We start from the raw sequence: 16,037 nt of genomic DNA on the forward strand, positions 1-16,037 counted from the left end.
GCGGTTGGAATCAGTTGATGCCGGTGCCGATGCGGGACGGTTCGAAACCATCCTTGCAGAACCAGCCCGAGCAGTTGAGCCAGATCAGGAAGGCCTTGCCGCGGAGGTTCTCCTCCGGCAGCAGACCCCAGAAACGGCCGTCATCGCTGTTGTCGCGGTTGTCGCCCATGACCAGGTACTTGCCCGGCGGCACGGTCCACTGGCCTTCGCCACGCGGATAATCGGTCTCCAGCACGGTATGGGTGCGGCCCGGCAGGTGCTCCACCAGCAACGAGGCGCCCTCCCCCTGGCCACGGTGCCCAGCATACAACCCCTTGCTGTCGTACTTGAGCGGGGTGCCGTTGAGGATGACCCCATCGCCCTGGAAGGCGATTTCATCGCCCGGGACGCCGATCACGCGCTTGATGAAGTTCTCGCCCTTGTTCGGGTCGTTGTCCGAATGGCCCGGGAAGTGGAACACCACCACGTCACCGCGCGCCGGCTCGCCGATCGGGACGACCTTGGCGTTGTTCAGCGGCAGGCGCAGGCCATAGGCGAACTTGTTGACCAGGATGAAATCGCCGATCAGCAGGTTCGGCATCATCGAACTGGACGGGATTTTGTAAGGCTCTGCAATGAAGCTGCGCACCACCAGCACGATGGCCAGCACCGGGAAGAACGCCCGGGAGTAATCCACCAGTACCGGCTCGCTGTCCAGCAGGCCGGCCCGCGCCGCGCGGCGCTTGGCGAAGTACAGCTTGTCGGCCAGCAGGATCAGGCCCGAGGCCAGCGTCAGTACGACCAGCAGGATTTCAAACAGTTTCATGCAGTGTCCTTGGGAACGGGAGCCTTACTTGTCCATCTGCAGCACGGCGAGGAAGGCTTCCTGCGGAATCTCCACGCGGCCGACCTGCTTCATGCGCTTCTTGCCTTCCTTCTGCTTCTCCAGCAGCTTCTTCTTGCGCGAAACGTCGCCACCATAGCACTTGGCCAGCACGTTCTTGCGCATGGCCTTGACCGTGGTGCGGGAGATGATCTGCGAGCCGACGGCGGCCTGGATCGCCACGTCGAACATCTGCCGCGGGATCAGCTCCTTCATCTTTTCGCACAGCTCGCGGCCGCGCCGGTCGGCATGGCTGCGGTGCACGATCAGCGACAGCGCATCGACCTTGTCGCCGTTGATCAGCACGTCCACGCGGACGAACGGACCGGCGTCGAACCGCACGAACTGGTAATCCAGCGAGGCGTAGCCGCGGCTGACCGACTTGAGCTTGTCGAAGAAGTCCAGCACCACCTCGGCCATCGGCAGCTCATAGCTGATCTGCACCTGGCTGCCCAGGTAGTTGATGCCGATCTGGCTGCCGCGCTTTTCCTCGCACAGCTTGATGATGTTGCCGATGTACTCCTCGGGGGTAAGCACGTTGGCACGGATGATCGGCTCGCGGATCTCGCTCACCATGTTCACCGGCGGCAGCTTGGCCGGGTTGTCCATGTTGATGATCGTGCCGTCGGTCTTCAGGACTTCATAGATGACGGTCGGCGCGGTGCTGATCAGGTCGAGGTTGTACTCGCGCTCCAGCCGCTCCTGCACGATTTCCATGTGCAGCATGCCCAGGAAGCCGCAGCGGAAGCCGAAGCCCATCGCTTCGGAGCTTTCCGGCTCGAAGCGCAGCGCCGCATCGTTCAGGCGCAGCTTGTCCAGCGCTTCGCGCAGGTCCGGGTAGTCTTCGGCATCGACCGGGAACAGGCCGGCGAACACGCGCGGCTGCATTTCCTGGAAGCCGGGCAATGCCGACGGCGCCGGGTCGGCGGCCAGGGTCAGGGTGTCGCCCACCGGGGCACCATGCACGTCCTTGATGCTGGCCGTGACCCAGCCCACCTCGCCCGCGCGCAGGGCCGGCAGCACCTTGCGCTTGGGGGTGAACACGCCGACGTTGTCGACCTGGTGGTTGCGGCCGGTGGACATCACCTGCAGCTTGTCACCGGCCTTGATCTGGCCCTGCATCACGCGCACCAGCGAGACCACGCCCAGGTAGTTGTCGAACCAGGAGTCGATGATCAGCGCCTGCAGCTTGTCGGTATCGCGCGGCTGCGGGGCCGGGATGCGATGCACGATGGCTTCGAGCACGTCCACCACGTTCAGGCCGGTCTTGGCACTGACCGGCACCGCGTCGCTGGCATCGATGCCGATCACGGCTTCGATTTCGGCCTTGGCGCGCTCGATGTCGGCAGTGGGCAGGTCGATCTTGTTGATCACCGGCACCACTTCCAGGCCCTGCTCCACGGCGGTGTAGCAGTTGGCGACCGACTGCGCTTCCACGCCCTGCGCCGCATCCACCACCAGCAGCGCGCCTTCGCAGGCGGCCAGCGAGCGGCTGACTTCATAGGAGAAGTCGACGTGCCCGGGGGTGTCGATGAAATTCAGGTGGTAGGTCTGGCCATCTTTGGCCACGTACGGCAGCGACACCGACTGGGCCTTGATGGTGATGCCGCGCTCGCGCTCGATCGGATTGGAGTCGAGCACCTGCGCCTCCATCTCGCGGGCCTGGAGGCCGCCGCAAAGCTGGATGATGCGGTCGGCCAGCGTGGACTTGCCGTGGTCGACGTGGGCAATGATGGAGAAGTTGCGGATGTTCCGCATCGAATCAGAGGACATAGGTGGCGGCGGCGCGGCGCGTCGTCAGGATAACGGCACATTATCGCATGGCCGACCCCTCCCCGCGTGCCGGGGCGCCAAATACGACCGGGCCCGCCGAAGCGGGCCCGGAAACGCAGCAGGGACGGGGTTTACTGCCCGGTTTTGACCGCCACGAAGGCGCTGTTGCTGCCCGCGCGCACCAGCAGCATCACCACCTCGCCCTTCTTGTAGCCGCCCAGCGCCTTGTTCAGCGCCGCCACGCTGCCGACCGGGGTGCGCCCGACCTGCAGGATCACCATGCCCGGCGACAACCGGGCATCGCGGGCAGCCTGGCCCTTGACGTTGGTGATGCGCACGCCTTCGCCCGCGTCCAGCCCCAGCTGCTGGCGCTGCGGGGCGGTCAGGTCGGCCACGTCCAGGCCCAGCAGGGCGTTGGCACCCACCTGCGGCGACGCGTCGGCGGCAGCCGGACCGGCGGTGCCGCGGGCGGCATCCTCGGCCAGCTCGGTCAGGGTCGCGGTGATCTCACGCTCCTTCCCTTCGCGCAGCACGCCCAGGCGGACCTTGCTGCCCGGCGCCTGGGCGCCGATCAGCGGCGGCAGATCGCTGAAGGTGTTGATCGGGGTGCCGTTGACCGAGCGGATCACATCGCCGACTTCCAGCCCGGACTTGGCCGCGGCACTGCCCGGTACCAGTTCGTTGACCAGCGCGCCACGGCTGTCGGGCAGGTTGAAGCCCTGCGCCACGTCGCCGGTGATGGCGCCCACGATCGCGCCCAGCTGGCCACGGCTCACGCGCCCGTTCTTCTTGATCTGCTCGACCGCACCCATGGCCAGGTCGATCGGGATCGCGAAGCTGATGCCCATGTAGCCGCCCGAAGCGGAGAAGATCTGCGAGTTGATGCCGACCACTTCACCGCGGGTATTGAGCAGCGGGCCGCCCGAGTTGCCCTGGTTGATCGCCACGTCGGTCTGGATGAACGGCACGTAGCGCTGGTCCTGGCCGCCGGTGCTGCGCCCGACCGCACTGACCACGCCGGCGGTGACCGAGTGGTCCAGGCCGAACGGCGAGCCGATCGCGACCACCCACTGGCCGGGCTTGAGCGTGTTGGAATCGCCCACGCGCACGGTCGGCAGGTTCTTCGCATCGATCTTGAGCAGGGCCACGTCGTACTGCTGGTCGCTGCCGATCACCTTGGCGGTGAACTCGCGGCGGTCGCCCAGCTTGACCTTCACTTCGCCGGCGTCGGCCACCACATGGTGGTTGGTCAGCACGTAGCCGTCGGGCGAGATGATGAAGCCCGAGCCCATGCCGCGGCCGCGGATGCTGGGACCTTCATCACCGCCACCGGGCTGGCCCGGCATCTGGAAGTCCGGGCCGAAGAAGCGGCGGAAGAACTCCGGCATCTCGTCATCGCCCGGACCGGGGCCGGCGCCGCGCGCCTGGCGGTTGCTGCGCACGATGGTGGTTTCAATGTTGACCACGCCCGGACCGACCTGCTCCACCAGGTTGGTGAAGTCCGGCAGGCCACTGACCAGCGGCGCGGCCGGCGCACGCGGGGCGGCGGCCACCTGCGCTGCAGGCGCGGTCGGGCTGGGCGACTGGGCACAGGCCACCAGCGGAAGGGTGATGGCCAGCAGGGCCATGGCGTGCGTGCGGATACGGGCGGTCATCAGACTCGAGCCTCCGGGTCAGGGATGTTCAGGGGAAGGGGTGGCGCTGCACGTCGCGTGCAGCGCCTGGATGTCGGGAATGGAGGCAAAGGTCAGTCGCGCTGGCGACGCACCGGCGGCGCGCCGGACGCGTCATCCTGCAGGCGCGGCTCGAACGGATAGAACGCCGCCTGGGGCTCCTGCGTGGAGAAGTTGGCATTGAGCGCCCCGCTGCTGCCCACCGTCGAGCGCGGCCACGGCCGGGCCTGCAGGTTGCCGACCTCACCGAACGGCAGGGCCCGGGCATCGGTGGCTGGCACCGACGGGGCCGGCGCCGGCTGGCTGGCCACCGCACGCATCGGTTCGGCGCTGCGGCCGGCCACGCTGCGCGCGGCGGCCTGCTGGGTGCGGGTGGCACTGCTACGCCGGGCATTGACGGCTGCGGCCGGCACGGCGGCCACGGCCAGGGCGGCATCGGCCACCACGGTGGCATTGAGCGGCGCGCGCGGCGGTGCCGGCGGCAGCTGCGCCTGGCTGGCGATGATCGTGGTCGGCTGCTCCAGCGGGGCCTGCCCGGGCAACTGCTCGCGGCTCATGAACAGTGCGATGGCGGCCACCGAGGCGGCCAGCGCGGCACCGCCACCCCAGCGCAGCAGACCGCCGCGGCGCTGGCGCGGGGCCGGCGTCGCGGCGACCACTGTTACCGGCTCGGCCGCAACAGCGACTTGGATCCGGTCGGCAAAGCCCAGCGGCGCCGGCGCACAGGCCTGCCCGCGCAGCACATCGCCCAGCAGCTGCCAGCGTTCCTGGCAGCGGGACAGGTCTTCATCGTGTTCCAGGCGGCGCAGCAGGAACCGCGCCTCTTCCAGCGGCAGCTCTCCATCCACCAGTGCAGAAAGCTGCTGGCGGTGGTGGGCATCGAATTTGTCAGGCATCTGGTGGCTCATACGCGGCTCTTCTCGCGGGTGGCGCTGCCGACATCCAGCAGCGGCCGAAGTTCAGTGTCGATCGCCTCGCGGGCACGGAAGATCCGCGACCGCACGGTGCCGATCGGGCACCCCATCTTCTGCGCGATTTCTTCGTAACTCAGGCCCTCAACCTCGCGCAGGGTGATGGCCGATCTCAACTCTTCCGGTAACGCCGACACCGCCTTCATCACCGTCTGCTCCAGCTCCTGGCGCATCAACTCGCGTTCGGGCGTGTCGGTATCGCGCAGGCGGGTGCCGCTGTCGAACTGTTCGGCGTCCCCGATCTCGATGTCGTCGGTGGGCGGGCGGCGGTTGTGGGCGGCTAGATGGTTTTTGGCAGTATTCACGGCGATCCGGTGCAACCAGGTATAGAACTGGGCATCGCCGCGGAAACTGCCGATCGCGCGGTAAGCGCGGACGAACGTATCCTGGGCAACGTCCTGACATTCACTCCAGTCGGCGATGTAGCGCCCGATCAACGCGACGATCCGATGCTGGTACTTGCGCACCAGCACATCGAACGCCGCGCTTTCGCCGCGCTGCACGCGCCGGACCAGCTCCAGGTCCAGCTCCTGTGGTGTTTCAACCTCGGCCATGGGGGGCCGCACTCCTGTCAGCCCAACCGACGTCGGGCAATGAGACTGCCAATCCCGGGAAAAGTTCAGCGCCGATCACCGCGCGCCGTACCAGCTTTTAACCACCGTTCCGTTAAGGTTCCAGACCACCGCCATGAACCGGGTGCTCCTCCCCCCAGCTATAGGGATTTGACGGGGAGGAAACAACCTCTGGATCATAGCCCCCTTCTCCATACACAACCGGATGGAACGCCTCCATGCTCTCAGGCTTCGATGGGCTCCGCTTCTCACATTGGCACCCCGAGATCCGTGACGATGGTGTCGTGGTGCTCAGCCTCGACCGCCACGACAGCAGCGTCAATGCGATGTCGCAGGACGTGCTGCTGGAACTGGGCGACCTGGTCGAACGCCTGGCGCTGGACCCGCCCAAGGCGGTGGTGGTGCAGTCGATCAAGCCGGCCGGCTTCATCGCCGGTGCGGACCTGAAGGAATTCCAGGAATTCGATCGCCGCGGCACCGTCAACGACGCCATCCGCCGTGGCCAGACCACCTACCAGAAGCTGTCCGAGCTGCCCTGCCCGACCGTGGCCGCCATCCATGGCCACTGCCTGGGCGGCGGCACCGAGCTGGCGCTGGCCTGCCGCTACCGCGTGGCCTCCAACGATCCCTCCACCCGGATCGGCCTGCCCGAAACCCAGCTCGGCATCTTCCCCGGTTGGGGTGGCAGCGCGCGCCTGCCGCAGCTTGTCGGCGCCCCCGCCGCCATGGACATGATGCTGACCGGCCGCAACCTGTCGGCATCGGCTGCCCGCAACATCGGCCTGGTCGACAAGGTCGTCGCCCCGGCGGTGCTGCTCGACACCGCTGTCGCACTGGGTCTGTCCGGCACCACCCGCCCGTTCAAACAACGCCTGACCGCCTGGGCCACCAACACCTGGCTGGCGCGCAGGCTGCTCGCCCCGCAGATGGCCAAGCAGGTCGCGCGCAAGGCCAGGAAAGACCACTACCCCGCCCCGTATGCGCTGATCAACACCTGGGCACGCACCGGCGGCGGCGGCATCCAGGCCCGCCTGGACGCCGAACGCCGCGCCGTGGTCAAGCTGGCCGGCACCCCGACCGCGCGCAACCTGATCCGCATCTTCTTCCTGACCGAGCGCCTCAAGGCACTGGGCGGAAAGGACCACGGCATCCGCCACGTGCACGTGGTCGGCGCCGGCGTGATGGGCGGCGACATCGCCGCGTGGTCTGCCTACAAGGGCTTCGAGGTCACCCTGCAGGACCGCGAACAGCGCTTCATCGACCCGGCCATCGAACGCGCCCAGGCCCTGTTCGCCAAGAAGGTGCGCGACGAGAGCAAGCGCCCCGCCGTCGCCGCCCGCCTCAAGGCCGACCTCGCCGGTGACGGCGTTGCCGTGGCCGACCTGGTGATCGAAGCCATCATCGAAGATGCCGAAGCCAAGCGTGGCCTGTACCAGACGCTTGAGCCGAAGATGAAGGCCGACGCCCTGCTGACCACCAACACCTCCTCCATCCCGCTGGTGGAACTGCGCGACCACATCCAGCGCCCGGCCCAGTTCGCCGGCCTGCACTACTTCAATCCCGTCGCCCAGATGCCGCTGGTGGAAATCATCCACCACGACGGCATGGCCCCGGAAACCGAACGCCGCCTGGCCTCGTTCTGCAAGGCCCTCGGCAAGTTCCCCGTGCCCGTCGCCGGCACCCCCGGCTTCCTGGTCAACCGCGTCCTGTTCCCCTACATGCTCGAAGCGGCCACCGCCTACGCCGAAGGCGTGCCCGGGCCGGTCATCGACAAGGCCGCCGTCAAGTTCGGCATGCCCATGGGCCCGATCGAACTGCTCGACACCGTCGGTCTGGACGTCGCCGCCGGCGTCGGCAAGGAACTGGCCCCGTTCCTGGGCCTCCAGATCCCCGCTGCCCTGCAGACCGTCGAACCGGGCAAGCGCGGCAAGAAGGACGGCCAGGGCATCTACAAGTGGGAAAACGGCCGCGCCCAGAAGCCGGACGTTCCGGCCAATTACCAGGCGCCGGAGGACCTGGAGGACCGCCTGATCCTGCCGCTGCTCAACGAAGCGGTCGCCTGCCTGCACGACGGCGTGGTGGCTGACGCCGACCTGCTCGATGCCGGTGTCATCTTCGGCACCGGCTTCGCCCCGTTCCGCGGCGGCCCGATCCAGTACATCCGCGCCACCGGCGCCGATGCGCTGGTAGAGCGCCTGAAGGTACTGCAGCAGCGCCACGGCGACCGTTTTGCCCCGCGCCCGGGTTGGGACGCGGCGGTGTTGCGTGAGCCGGTGATCTGACGGTTGATTGACCAAAACAGAAACGCCACCGCCCGGTGGCGTTTTTGTTTGCCGTTGGTTGGTTGATCCCGATCCCAATGGGCCGATAACGGTCACTGGCCTCTGGTTGGTTGATCCCGATCTGCGGACGTTACGTAACAATTCGTAGCCCCGGCCGTTGGCCGGACACCGCGCGCAGCGCGGCCCAAGCATCCGAAGGCGGTTGCGCAACGATCGCCACCATCCACCCGGCGTTTAAACGTTCCGAAGCCGTCCGTCCGGGGTCATGAACGCCTGAAACACGATTTCGGTATGGTCCAAACGTCGGGTGGATGGTCGCGGGCGATGAACCACGGTGTTCGCTGCGCGCGGTGTCCGGCCAACGGCCGGGGCTACGAATTCATACGGGCCCATTGGGATCGGGATTAACCCACCACGGGCCCATTCGGATCCAGGTCAACCCACCAACATGTAACGCGGGCGACCTGCGGTTGGCTGGAACAACCTGTTACCCGAACGGGCCATGAAACCGCCCTGCGCGCGTGCCATCCTTCCAACCTGTCCCCCGCCAGCGAGAAAGCCCGCATGACGACCATCATCGCCCCGCGCGTCCATGACATCGGCGGCCTTGAAGTCCGCCGCGCCGTGCCCAGCATCCAGGCGCGCAGCGTCGGCCCGTTCGTGTTCGTCGACCAGATGGGTCCCGCCGTCATGGGCGCCGGTGCCGGCATCGACGTCCGCCCGCACCCGCACATCGGCCTGGCCACCGTCACCTTCCTCTGGTCCGGCGCCATCGGCCACCGCGATACCCTCGGCTCCGACCAGGTGATCCGCCCCGGCGACGTCAACTGGATGACCGCCGGCCGCGGCATCGCCCACTCCGAACGCACCCCGCCGGTCGAGCGCGAACACGACCACCCCATCCACGGCATGCAGACCTGGGTCGCACTGCCGAAGGCGTATGAAGAAACCGCGCCCGCCTTCTACCACCACGCCGCCGCCACCCTGCCCGAGCAGCGCCGCAACGGCGCCTGGCTGCGCGTCATCGCCGGTCGCGCCTACGGCGAAGAATCCCCCGTGAAAGTCTTTGCCGACACCCTCAACGTCGCCATCGACCTCGACCCCGGTGCCGAACTCGACCTCGATACCGGCCACGTCGAACGCGCGCTCTACATCCTGGAAGGCGAGGCCCAGCTCGACGGCGTCGATCTGCCCGGCCAGCATCTCATCATTCCCGAAGCCGGCGCCCGTGGCCGGTTGCGCGCCAAGACCCCGTTGAAGGCCATGCTGCTCGGTGGTGAACCGCTGGACGGACCGCGCCACCTCTGGTGGAACTTCGTCTCCAGTTCCAAGGAACGCATCGAGCAGGCCAAGCACGATTGGGAATCGGGGGCTTTCGGCAACATTCCCGGCGACGACAAGGAGTTCATTCCACTGCCGGCGTAATGCGCGCGCGTTGCATCATCCGATTTCCGACGTGATTCCCCCTGGGCATCCGTGGAGATCTTCAATGAGCATGGGCAAGCGTCTGGCCGCCGAATTCCTCGGCACCTTCTGGCTGGTTCTCGGCGGCTGTGGCAGCGCCGTCCTCGCAGCGAAATTCGGCGGTGAGGGCAACCCGCTGGGCATCGGCTTCCTCGGCGTCGCACTGGCCTTCGGCCTCACCGTCCTGACCGGCGCCTACGCGTTCGGCCACATCTCCGGCGCCCACTTCAACCCCGCTGTCAGCGTCGGCCTGTGGGTCGGCGGGCGCTTCCCGGCGCGCGACCTGCTGCCCTACATCGTCGCCCAGGTGCTGGGCGGCCTGCTGGCCGGCTTCATCCTGCTGCAGATCGCCTCCGGCGCACCCGGCTTCCAGATCGACGGCAGCCAGGCAGGTGCCTTCGCCAGCAACGGATACGGCGCACTCTCGCCCGGTGGCTACAGCGTCGCCGCCGCCTTCCTGTGCGAAGTGGTGCTCACCGCCCTGTTCCTGGTCGTCATCATGGGCGCCACCCACGGCCGCGCCCCGGCGGGCTTCGCCCCGATCGCCATCGGCCTGGCCTTGACCCTGATCCACCTGATCAGCATCCCGGTCACCAACACCTCCGTGAACCCGGCCCGCTCCACTGCCGTGGCGGTGTTCGCCGGCAGCGGCGCGCTTGGCCAGCTGTGGCTGTTCTGGCTGGCCCCGCTGCTGGGCGGGCTGATCGGCGGGATCGCCTACAAATGGATCGGCGCAGACACCCCACCCCGCTAACCGGGTTCAGAATCATTTGAAACGGTTATTTGAAGAACCGGTCACATTCCGTTAAGGTCGAAATCACCAGACCGTCACCTGACGGGTCCTTCCGGTACGCGCATGGGGCATGCGCAGCACATCGGCCAGGGAACGCTTGGCCACCGGAAGCGCCCGCAGGGGACGGCACGGCTACTTGCACACTTGGGGGAACGCATGAAGATCCTGCACGCCTTGATATTCCTTGGCCTTTCACTGACGGCCGGCATCGCCACGGCGCAATCGGCCGCCAAATGCCCGGCACTGCCCGAATCCAGCGGCCTGCAATGGCAGGAACAGTCTGCGGCCACGTACGTGCTCTGCAAGGCCACTGCGGCAGACGGGCGCGAGGTCATGACCATGATGCTCACCGGGCGCGACCCGGATATTCCGCTGCCCCGCCCGCTGCGCCAGGAAAAGGGCAACTTCGCCGGTGAGTCGCTGTACTGGTACCAGCCTGACCTGGGCGGACAGCAGCCGCCGGGGTATGCCACCCGCCGCATGACCGTGGTCAAGTTCGACAAGAACCGCTACGCGCAGATTTCGCTGTATCCCAGCGACGCCAGCGAACTGCGCACGCTGCAGACGTTGTCGCAGGGCATGAACCTCAATCCGTCGGCAGTCGCCGCCGAGCGGTGACACCCGGTAGCGCCGGCCGTTGGCCGGCACCCGGATCGCCTGGGCCGGCCAACGGCCGGCGCTACCTTGTTTCAGAAGCGGCCTTCCTGGAAATCCACGAAGGCCTGCATCAGTTCCTGCCTGGTGTTCATCACGAACGGGCCATGGCGCATCACCGGCTCCCGCAACGGCCGCCCGGCGACCAGGATCAATCGCGCTCCACCGGCGCCCGCGCGCAGCTGCAGCAGTTGGCCGCCATCGAGCACCGCCATTTCCTGCCGGTCGACCGGACGCGCGTCATCGCCGTCTCCAATCGTCAGCCCGCCTCCGAACACATAGGCGAACGCGTTATGCCCTTCCGGCAGCACGTAGTCCCAGGCCGTGCCTGCGTCCAGCTGCACATCCAGGTACAGCGGATCGGTGGCCGGCTGCACGATCGGGCCGACCGTGTCGCCCACCTGCCCCGCGATCACCTTGACCTGCACGCCCGGCGCCGGCTGGGCCAGCGGGATGCGGTCCGGCGCGAACTCCTGGTACTTGGGATCGGTCATCTTGTCGCGCGCCGGCAGGTTCACCCACAACTGGAAGCCGCGCATCTGCCCCGATTCCTGCTCGGGCATTTCGGAATGCACCAGGCCGCGGCCGGCGGTCATCCACTGCACGCTGCCCGGGGTGAGCAGGCCTTCGTTGCCGTGGTTGTCCTTGTGCCGCATGCGCCCGTCGAGCATGTAGGTCACGGTCTCGAAGCCGCGATGCGGGTGGCTGGGGAAGCCGGCGATGTAGTCCTCGGCGCGGTCGGTGCCGAATTCATCCAGCAGCAGGAACGGGTCAAGGTCCGGCAGCGAGGGGCCACCGATGACCCGGGTCAGGCGCACGCCGGCCCCGTCGGAGGTGGCCATGCCACGGATGGTGCGCTGCACGCGCACCGGGGTTGGGCTGCTCATGTTGACTCCGGCGAAAGGAAGATGGATACAAGATGGGCGCAGCCCCCGGAGGCGCCAACCGTCATGCCCGCAACCGATTGTTCCAAGCGTGGTGTTCTGTACCCGTGTACGACCAAAGTACTAGCGGCAAGCCTCCGCAGGCGCATTGACCCGGTCACTGCCAGGGCGGACCCTTACGGAGTTCTTCAGGGAGACGCAATCTCATGAAAGGTTTTTCCAAGCTGGGTTGGGCGGCGCTCGCGCTGCTCGGCGCATTCTGTCTTGGCACCGTCGCATTGCGGCGGGGCGAACACATCAACGCGCTGTGGATCGTGGTCGCCGCAGTCTCCATCTATCTCATTGCCTATCGCTTCTACAGCCTGTTCATCGCCGACAAGGTGATGCAGCTGGATCCCACCCGGGCCACGCCCGCGGTGATCAACAACGATGGCCTGGATTACGTGCCGACCAACAAGCACGTGCTGTTCGGCCACCACTTCGCGGCCATCGCCGGTGCGGGGCCGCTGGTGGGCCCGGTGCTGGCGGCGCAGATGGGCTACCTGCCCGGCCTGCTGTGGCTGGTGGTGGGCGTGGTGCTGGCCGGCGCGGTGCAGGACTTCATGATCCTGTTCATTTCCAGCCGCCGCAACGGGCGTTCACTGGGTGACCTGGTGCGCGAGGAAATGGGCCAGGTGCCCGGGACGATCGCGCTATTCGGCGCGTTCCTGATCATGATCATCATCCTGGCGGTGCTGGCGATGGTGGTGGTGAAGGCACTGGCGGAAAGCCCTTGGGGCATGTTCACGGTGATTGCGACGATGCCCATCGCGATCCTGATGGGCATCTACATGCGCTACATCCGGCCGGGCAAGATCGGCGAAATTTCGGTGGTGGGGTTGATCCTGCTGCTGCTGGCGATCTGGTACGGCGGCAAGGTGGCGGCGGACCCGGTCTGGGGCCCGGCCTTCACCTTCACCGGGATCCAGATCACCTGGATGCTGATCGGTTACGGCTTCGTGGCGTCGGTGCTGCCGGTGTGGCTGCTGCTGGCCCCGCGCGATTACCTGTCGACGTTCCTGAAGATCGGCACGATCGTGGCGCTGGCCATCGGCATCCTGATCGTGATGCCGGAGCTGAAGATGCCGGCGCTGACGCAGTTCGCGGCCAGCGGCGATGGTCCGGTGTGGAAGGGCGGGATGTTCCCGTTCCTGTTCATCACCATTGCGTGCGGTGCGGTGTCGGGCTTCCATGCGCTGATCGCGTCGGGCACGACGCCGAAGCTGCTGGCCAATGAGCGCCACATGCGCTACATCGGTTACGGCGGCATGCTGATGGAATCTTTCGTGGCGGTGATGGCGCTGGTGGCGGCATCGATCATCGATCCGGGCATCTACTTCGCGATGAACAGCCCGGCGGCGGTGATCGGTGCCGATGCGGTCTCGGCGGCACACTACATCACCACGACGTGGGGCTTCACGATCACGCCGGAGCAGCTGGAGGCGACGGCGGCGGCGATTGGCGAGCCGACGATCCTGCACCGTGCGGGTGGCGCGCCGACGCTGGCGGTGGGTATCGCGCAGATCCTGCACCAGGCGATCCCGAGTGGCAGCAACGCGATGATGGCGTTCTGGTACCACTTCGCGATCCTGTTCGAGGCACTGTTCATCCTGACGGCGGTGGATGCGGGTACGCGTGCGGGCCGATTCATGCTGCAGGACCTGCTGGGCAACTTCATCCCGGCGCTGAAGAAGACCGAGTCGTGGACGGCGAACATCATCGCGACGGCGGGCTGCGTGGCGCTGTGGGGCTACCTGCTGTACACGGGCGTGGTGGATCCGTTCGGTGGCATCCAGACGTTGTGGCCGCTGTTCGGCATCTCGAACCAGATGCTGGCGGGTATCGCGCTGATGCTGGGTACGGTGGTGCTGTTCAAGATGAAGCGTGACCGCTATGCGTGGGTGACGGCGGTGCCGGCGGTATGGCTGCTGATCTGCACGACGTATGCGGGGCTGATCAAGATCTTCGACAGCAATCCGGCGCAGGGCTTCCTGGCGCAGGCGCACAAGTTCCAGGATGCGATTGCGAGCGGGACGATCACGGCGCCGGCCAAGACGGTGGGGCAGATGCAGCAGATCGTGGTGAACGCGTACGTGAACACGGGTCTGACGGTGCTGTTCCTGTTCGTGGTGTTCTCGATCCTGGCCTATGCGATCAAGACGATCGTGGTGGCACGCCGTACGCCGCAGCGCACGGACCGTGAGACGGAATACGTGGCGCTGCAGCCGCACCAGATGGCGGACCTGTGATGAGCACGGGTCTGGTTCCGGTCGGGCAGTACCAGGCGCACCGCCGCATCTGGCGGCGCCTGGTGCAGACGGCACGTCTGTGCTGCGGGATTCCCGATTACGACAACTACGTGCGGCACGTGCTGGAGAAGCATCCGGACCGCACGCCGATGGACTACAAAACGTTCTTCCGCGAGCGTCAGGAAGCGCGTTACGGCGGCCGCAATGGGGGGCGATGCTGCTGACATTGGCGCTATCGCGCTGTTGAACGTTAGGTCTCGACCGTTGGTCGAGACGGCTTCTAGAAACGAAAAGGCGGCGCATCTGCGCCGCCTTTTCTTTGGCTCTGATTTGATATCGGCTATGGCGGGACGGCGGTGGGGGTGCGGGACACGCCGTAAACCCATCCATGGGGGCTTGTAGAAAACATCCATGTTTTCTACAGTCCCGCACCCCCACCGCCGCCCCGCCATCCACAGTTCCGTGATGACGGAGCGGAAAAGCGGTAGCGCCGGCCGTTGGCCGGCCTTCCCGATGCTGATGGCGTCGTTATGCTCCGGCCATCCATTTAAGAATCAAGCCGGTTACGTATGCCAGACCAGTTCCCGTGGCGTATCCGACTGTTCCGAGGAGCACTCCCACCGGCGCCAGGCTGGGATGGAATGCCGCTGCCACCACCGGTGCCGATGCCGCTGCGCCGATGTTGCCCATCGAGCCGATGCCGAAGAAGAACAGGGGCGCTTTGACCAGCTTGGCGACGGTCCACAGGACGAGGATGTGGGTGAGCATCCAGATCACGCCGAGCAGGAACAGCCATGGGCGATCCAGCAGGGACAGCAGGTCCATCTGCATGCCGATGCAGGCGATCAGGAAGTACAGGAACACGGTGCCCAGACGGGATGCGCCGGCCGATTCGAGCCGGCGTGCGCGGGTGAAGCTCAGGCCCAGGCCGAGCAACGTGGAGAGCAGGACCACCCAGACGAAGGCGCTGTCGAGGCTGAACTGGCTGGCCCAGCTGATGTGGGCTTTGAACCAGGCGCTCAGGGGGGCGGCGATGGCGTGGGCCAGGCCGACGCCGCCGAGGGCGACGCCGACGATCAGCATGAGGTCGGTGAGGCTGGGAATGCGGGCGTTCTGGGCCTCATAGGCACTGATGCGCGCTTTCATTTCGTCGATGGCGCGGGTGTCGGCGCCGTTGCGGGTGTCGATCTGGGTGGCGCGGTTGGCCAGGAACAGGAGGACGGCCATCCACAGGCTGGCGCAGGCGACGTCGACGACGGCGAACTGGCCGAAGGTGGTGGCGTCGGTGCCGAATACTTCGCGCATGGCGACCATGTTGGCGCCGCCACCGATCCAGCTGCCGGCCAGTGCGGCCATGCCGGCCCAGGTATCGCCGGCGACGGTCTCGGGGTGGATCCAGGACATCAGCTGGAACGACACCACGGCGCCGAGCATGATGCCGAAGGTGCCGGCGCAGAACACGATGAGCAGCTTGGGGCCGAGCTTGAGGATGCCCTTGAGGTCGATGGAAAGGGTGACCAGCACCAGGGCGGCGGGCAGCAGCACGTCGCGGGCGATGGGGTTGTAGAGGGCGGTGTCGTGGCCGTCGATGAGGCCTGCGGTGTTGTAGATGGCCGGGATGAAGTAGCACAGCAGCAGGGCGGGCACCCAGGCGAAGATTTTCTTCAGCAGGGGGGTCGGGCCGCTGGCGGCCCAGAAAATCAGGGCCAGGGTGGCGGCGATCAGGCCAAGGCCAACGATGTCGTTGGTGATGAGAGCAGTACTGGGTTCGGTCGGCATGCGATCCTCTGTCGATCGAAAGGGCAAAAAAAAAGCGCCGCA

Annotated in this window: 13 protein-coding genes; 6 read left to right on the forward strand and 7 right to left on the reverse strand. The window is 66.7% G+C overall.

Annotated elements, in window-relative coordinates; all coding sequences use genetic code 11:
• Positions 1 to 10 precede the first annotated feature (10 nt).
• The 5 genes from lepB to rpoE all read right to left on the reverse strand — a co-directional run bounded on the left by lepB (position 11) and on the right by rpoE (position 5,833).
• Positions 11 to 805: a signal peptidase I gene (lepB, locus tag V9K91_RS07620; protein WP_095363548.1), complete on the reverse strand. Its 795-nt coding sequence runs from the start codon at positions 803 to 805 to the stop codon at positions 11 to 13.
• A gap of 24 nt (positions 806 to 829) precedes the next feature.
• Positions 830 to 2,620 (reverse strand): translation elongation factor 4, encoded by a 1,791-nt coding sequence (lepA, locus tag V9K91_RS07625; protein ID WP_068853627.1) that lies wholly within the window; start codon positions 2,618 to 2,620, stop codon positions 830 to 832.
• 146 nt (positions 2,621 to 2,766) lie between these two features.
• Positions 2,767 to 4,290, reverse strand: a complete 1,524-nt coding sequence (locus tag V9K91_RS07630; protein ID WP_336443228.1) for a DegQ family serine endoprotease — start codon at positions 4,288 to 4,290, stop codon at positions 2,767 to 2,769.
• 92 nt (positions 4,291 to 4,382) lie between these two features.
• A complete protein-coding gene (locus V9K91_RS07635) occupies positions 4,383 to 5,204 on the reverse strand; it encodes a sigma-E factor negative regulatory protein (RefSeq protein ID WP_336443227.1) in 822 nt (273 codons plus the stop codon).
• A gap of 8 nt (positions 5,205 to 5,212) precedes the next feature.
• Positions 5,213 to 5,833 (reverse strand): RNA polymerase sigma factor RpoE, encoded by a 621-nt coding sequence (rpoE, locus tag V9K91_RS07640; RefSeq protein WP_068853630.1) that lies wholly within the window; start codon positions 5,831 to 5,833, stop codon positions 5,213 to 5,215.
• Between the two features lie 236 nt (positions 5,834 to 6,069).
• Between rpoE and V9K91_RS07645 the strand changes: the two genes are divergently transcribed.
• The 4 genes from V9K91_RS07645 to V9K91_RS07660 all read left to right on the forward strand — a co-directional run bounded on the left by V9K91_RS07645 (position 6,070) and on the right by V9K91_RS07660 (position 11,008).
• Positions 6,070 to 8,133: a 3-hydroxyacyl-CoA dehydrogenase NAD-binding domain-containing protein gene (locus tag V9K91_RS07645; protein WP_336443226.1), complete on the forward strand. Its 2,064-nt coding sequence runs from the start codon at positions 6,070 to 6,072 to the stop codon at positions 8,131 to 8,133.
• 564 nt (positions 8,134 to 8,697) lie between these two features.
• Complete coding sequence (locus V9K91_RS07650; protein WP_336443225.1) at positions 8,698 to 9,558, forward strand: pirin family protein; 861 nt, start codon at positions 8,698 to 8,700, stop codon at positions 9,556 to 9,558.
• A gap of 64 nt (positions 9,559 to 9,622) precedes the next feature.
• Positions 9,623 to 10,351 carry an aquaporin Z gene (gene aqpZ / locus V9K91_RS07655; protein ID WP_283938958.1) on the forward strand — a complete coding sequence of 243 codons (729 nt, stop codon included), beginning with the start codon at positions 9,623 to 9,625 and terminating at the stop codon, positions 10,349 to 10,351.
• 195 nt (positions 10,352 to 10,546) lie between these two features.
• The gene (locus tag V9K91_RS07660; protein WP_336443224.1) at positions 10,547 to 11,008 is read left to right on the forward strand and encodes a hypothetical protein; all 462 of its coding nucleotides are present in this window, start codon (positions 10,547 to 10,549) and stop codon (positions 11,006 to 11,008) included.
• A 71-nt stretch (positions 11,009 to 11,079) separates the two neighbouring features.
• On the opposite strand, the gene V9K91_RS07665 is transcribed toward V9K91_RS07660, so the two are convergent.
• A complete protein-coding gene (locus V9K91_RS07665) occupies positions 11,080 to 11,931 on the reverse strand; it encodes a pirin family protein (RefSeq protein ID WP_336443223.1) in 852 nt (283 codons plus the stop codon).
• A gap of 203 nt (positions 11,932 to 12,134) precedes the next feature.
• Here V9K91_RS07665 and V9K91_RS07670 point away from each other — a divergent pair, with 203 nt between their 5' ends.
• Positions 12,135 to 14,216 carry a carbon starvation CstA family protein gene (locus V9K91_RS07670; RefSeq protein ID WP_095364418.1) on the forward strand — a complete coding sequence of 694 codons (2,082 nt, stop codon included), beginning with the start codon at positions 12,135 to 12,137 and terminating at the stop codon, positions 14,214 to 14,216.
• Positions 14,216 to 14,440 (forward strand): CstA-like transporter-associated (seleno)protein, encoded by a 225-nt coding sequence (locus V9K91_RS07675; protein WP_068853636.1) that lies wholly within the window; start codon positions 14,216 to 14,218, stop codon positions 14,438 to 14,440. Before V9K91_RS07670 ends, V9K91_RS07675 begins: the two co-directional genes overlap by 1 nt.
• A 304-nt stretch (positions 14,441 to 14,744) precedes the next feature.
• Here the strand turns inward: V9K91_RS07675 and V9K91_RS07680 are convergent, their stop codons facing one another.
• Positions 14,745 to 15,995: a DUF819 family protein gene (locus V9K91_RS07680; protein ID WP_336443222.1), complete on the reverse strand. Its 1,251-nt coding sequence runs from the start codon at positions 15,993 to 15,995 to the stop codon at positions 14,745 to 14,747.
• Between the last annotated feature and the right edge of the window lie 42 nt (positions 15,996 to 16,037).

It is taken from the genome of Stenotrophomonas sp. CCNWLW57, assembly GCF_037203925.1.
Lineage (GTDB): Bacteria > Pseudomonadota > Gammaproteobacteria > Xanthomonadales > Xanthomonadaceae > Stenotrophomonas > Stenotrophomonas rhizophila_A.

What these genes read in the sequence shown, in the direction of transcription:
- V9K91_RS07630 (WP_336443228.1), bottom strand. Translation starts at nt 4,290, where the DNA reads ATGACCGCCCGTATCCGCACGCACGCCATGGCCCTGCTGGCCATCACC.
- rpoE (WP_068853630.1), bottom strand. Translation starts at nt 5,833, where the DNA reads ATGGCCGAGGTTGAAACACCACAGGAGCTGGACCTGGAGCTGGTCCGG.
- V9K91_RS07660 (WP_336443224.1), top strand. Translation starts at nt 10,547, where the DNA reads ATGAAGATCCTGCACGCCTTGATATTCCTTGGCCTTTCACTGACGGCC.
- V9K91_RS07675 (WP_068853636.1), top strand. Translation starts at nt 14,216, where the DNA reads ATGAGCACGGGTCTGGTTCCGGTCGGGCAGTACCAGGCGCACCGCCGC.
- V9K91_RS07645 (WP_336443226.1), top strand. Translation starts at nt 6,070, where the DNA reads ATGCTCTCAGGCTTCGATGGGCTCCGCTTCTCACATTGGCACCCCGAG.
- aqpZ (WP_283938958.1), top strand. Translation starts at nt 9,623, where the DNA reads ATGAGCATGGGCAAGCGTCTGGCCGCCGAATTCCTCGGCACCTTCTGG.
- V9K91_RS07680 (WP_336443222.1), bottom strand. Translation starts at nt 15,995, where the DNA reads ATGCCGACCGAACCCAGTACTGCTCTCATCACCAACGACATCGTTGGC.
- V9K91_RS07665 (WP_336443223.1), bottom strand. Translation starts at nt 11,931, where the DNA reads ATGAGCAGCCCAACCCCGGTGCGCGTGCAGCGCACCATCCGTGGCATG.
- V9K91_RS07670 (WP_095364418.1), top strand. Translation starts at nt 12,135, where the DNA reads ATGAAAGGTTTTTCCAAGCTGGGTTGGGCGGCGCTCGCGCTGCTCGGC.
- V9K91_RS07635 (WP_336443227.1), bottom strand. Translation starts at nt 5,204, where the DNA reads ATGCCTGACAAATTCGATGCCCACCACCGCCAGCAGCTTTCTGCACTG.
- V9K91_RS07650 (WP_336443225.1), top strand. Translation starts at nt 8,698, where the DNA reads ATGACGACCATCATCGCCCCGCGCGTCCATGACATCGGCGGCCTTGAA.
- lepB (WP_095363548.1), bottom strand. Translation starts at nt 805, where the DNA reads ATGAAACTGTTTGAAATCCTGCTGGTCGTACTGACGCTGGCCTCGGGC.
- lepA (WP_068853627.1), bottom strand. Translation starts at nt 2,620, where the DNA reads ATGCGGAACATCCGCAACTTCTCCATCATTGCCCACGTCGACCACGGC.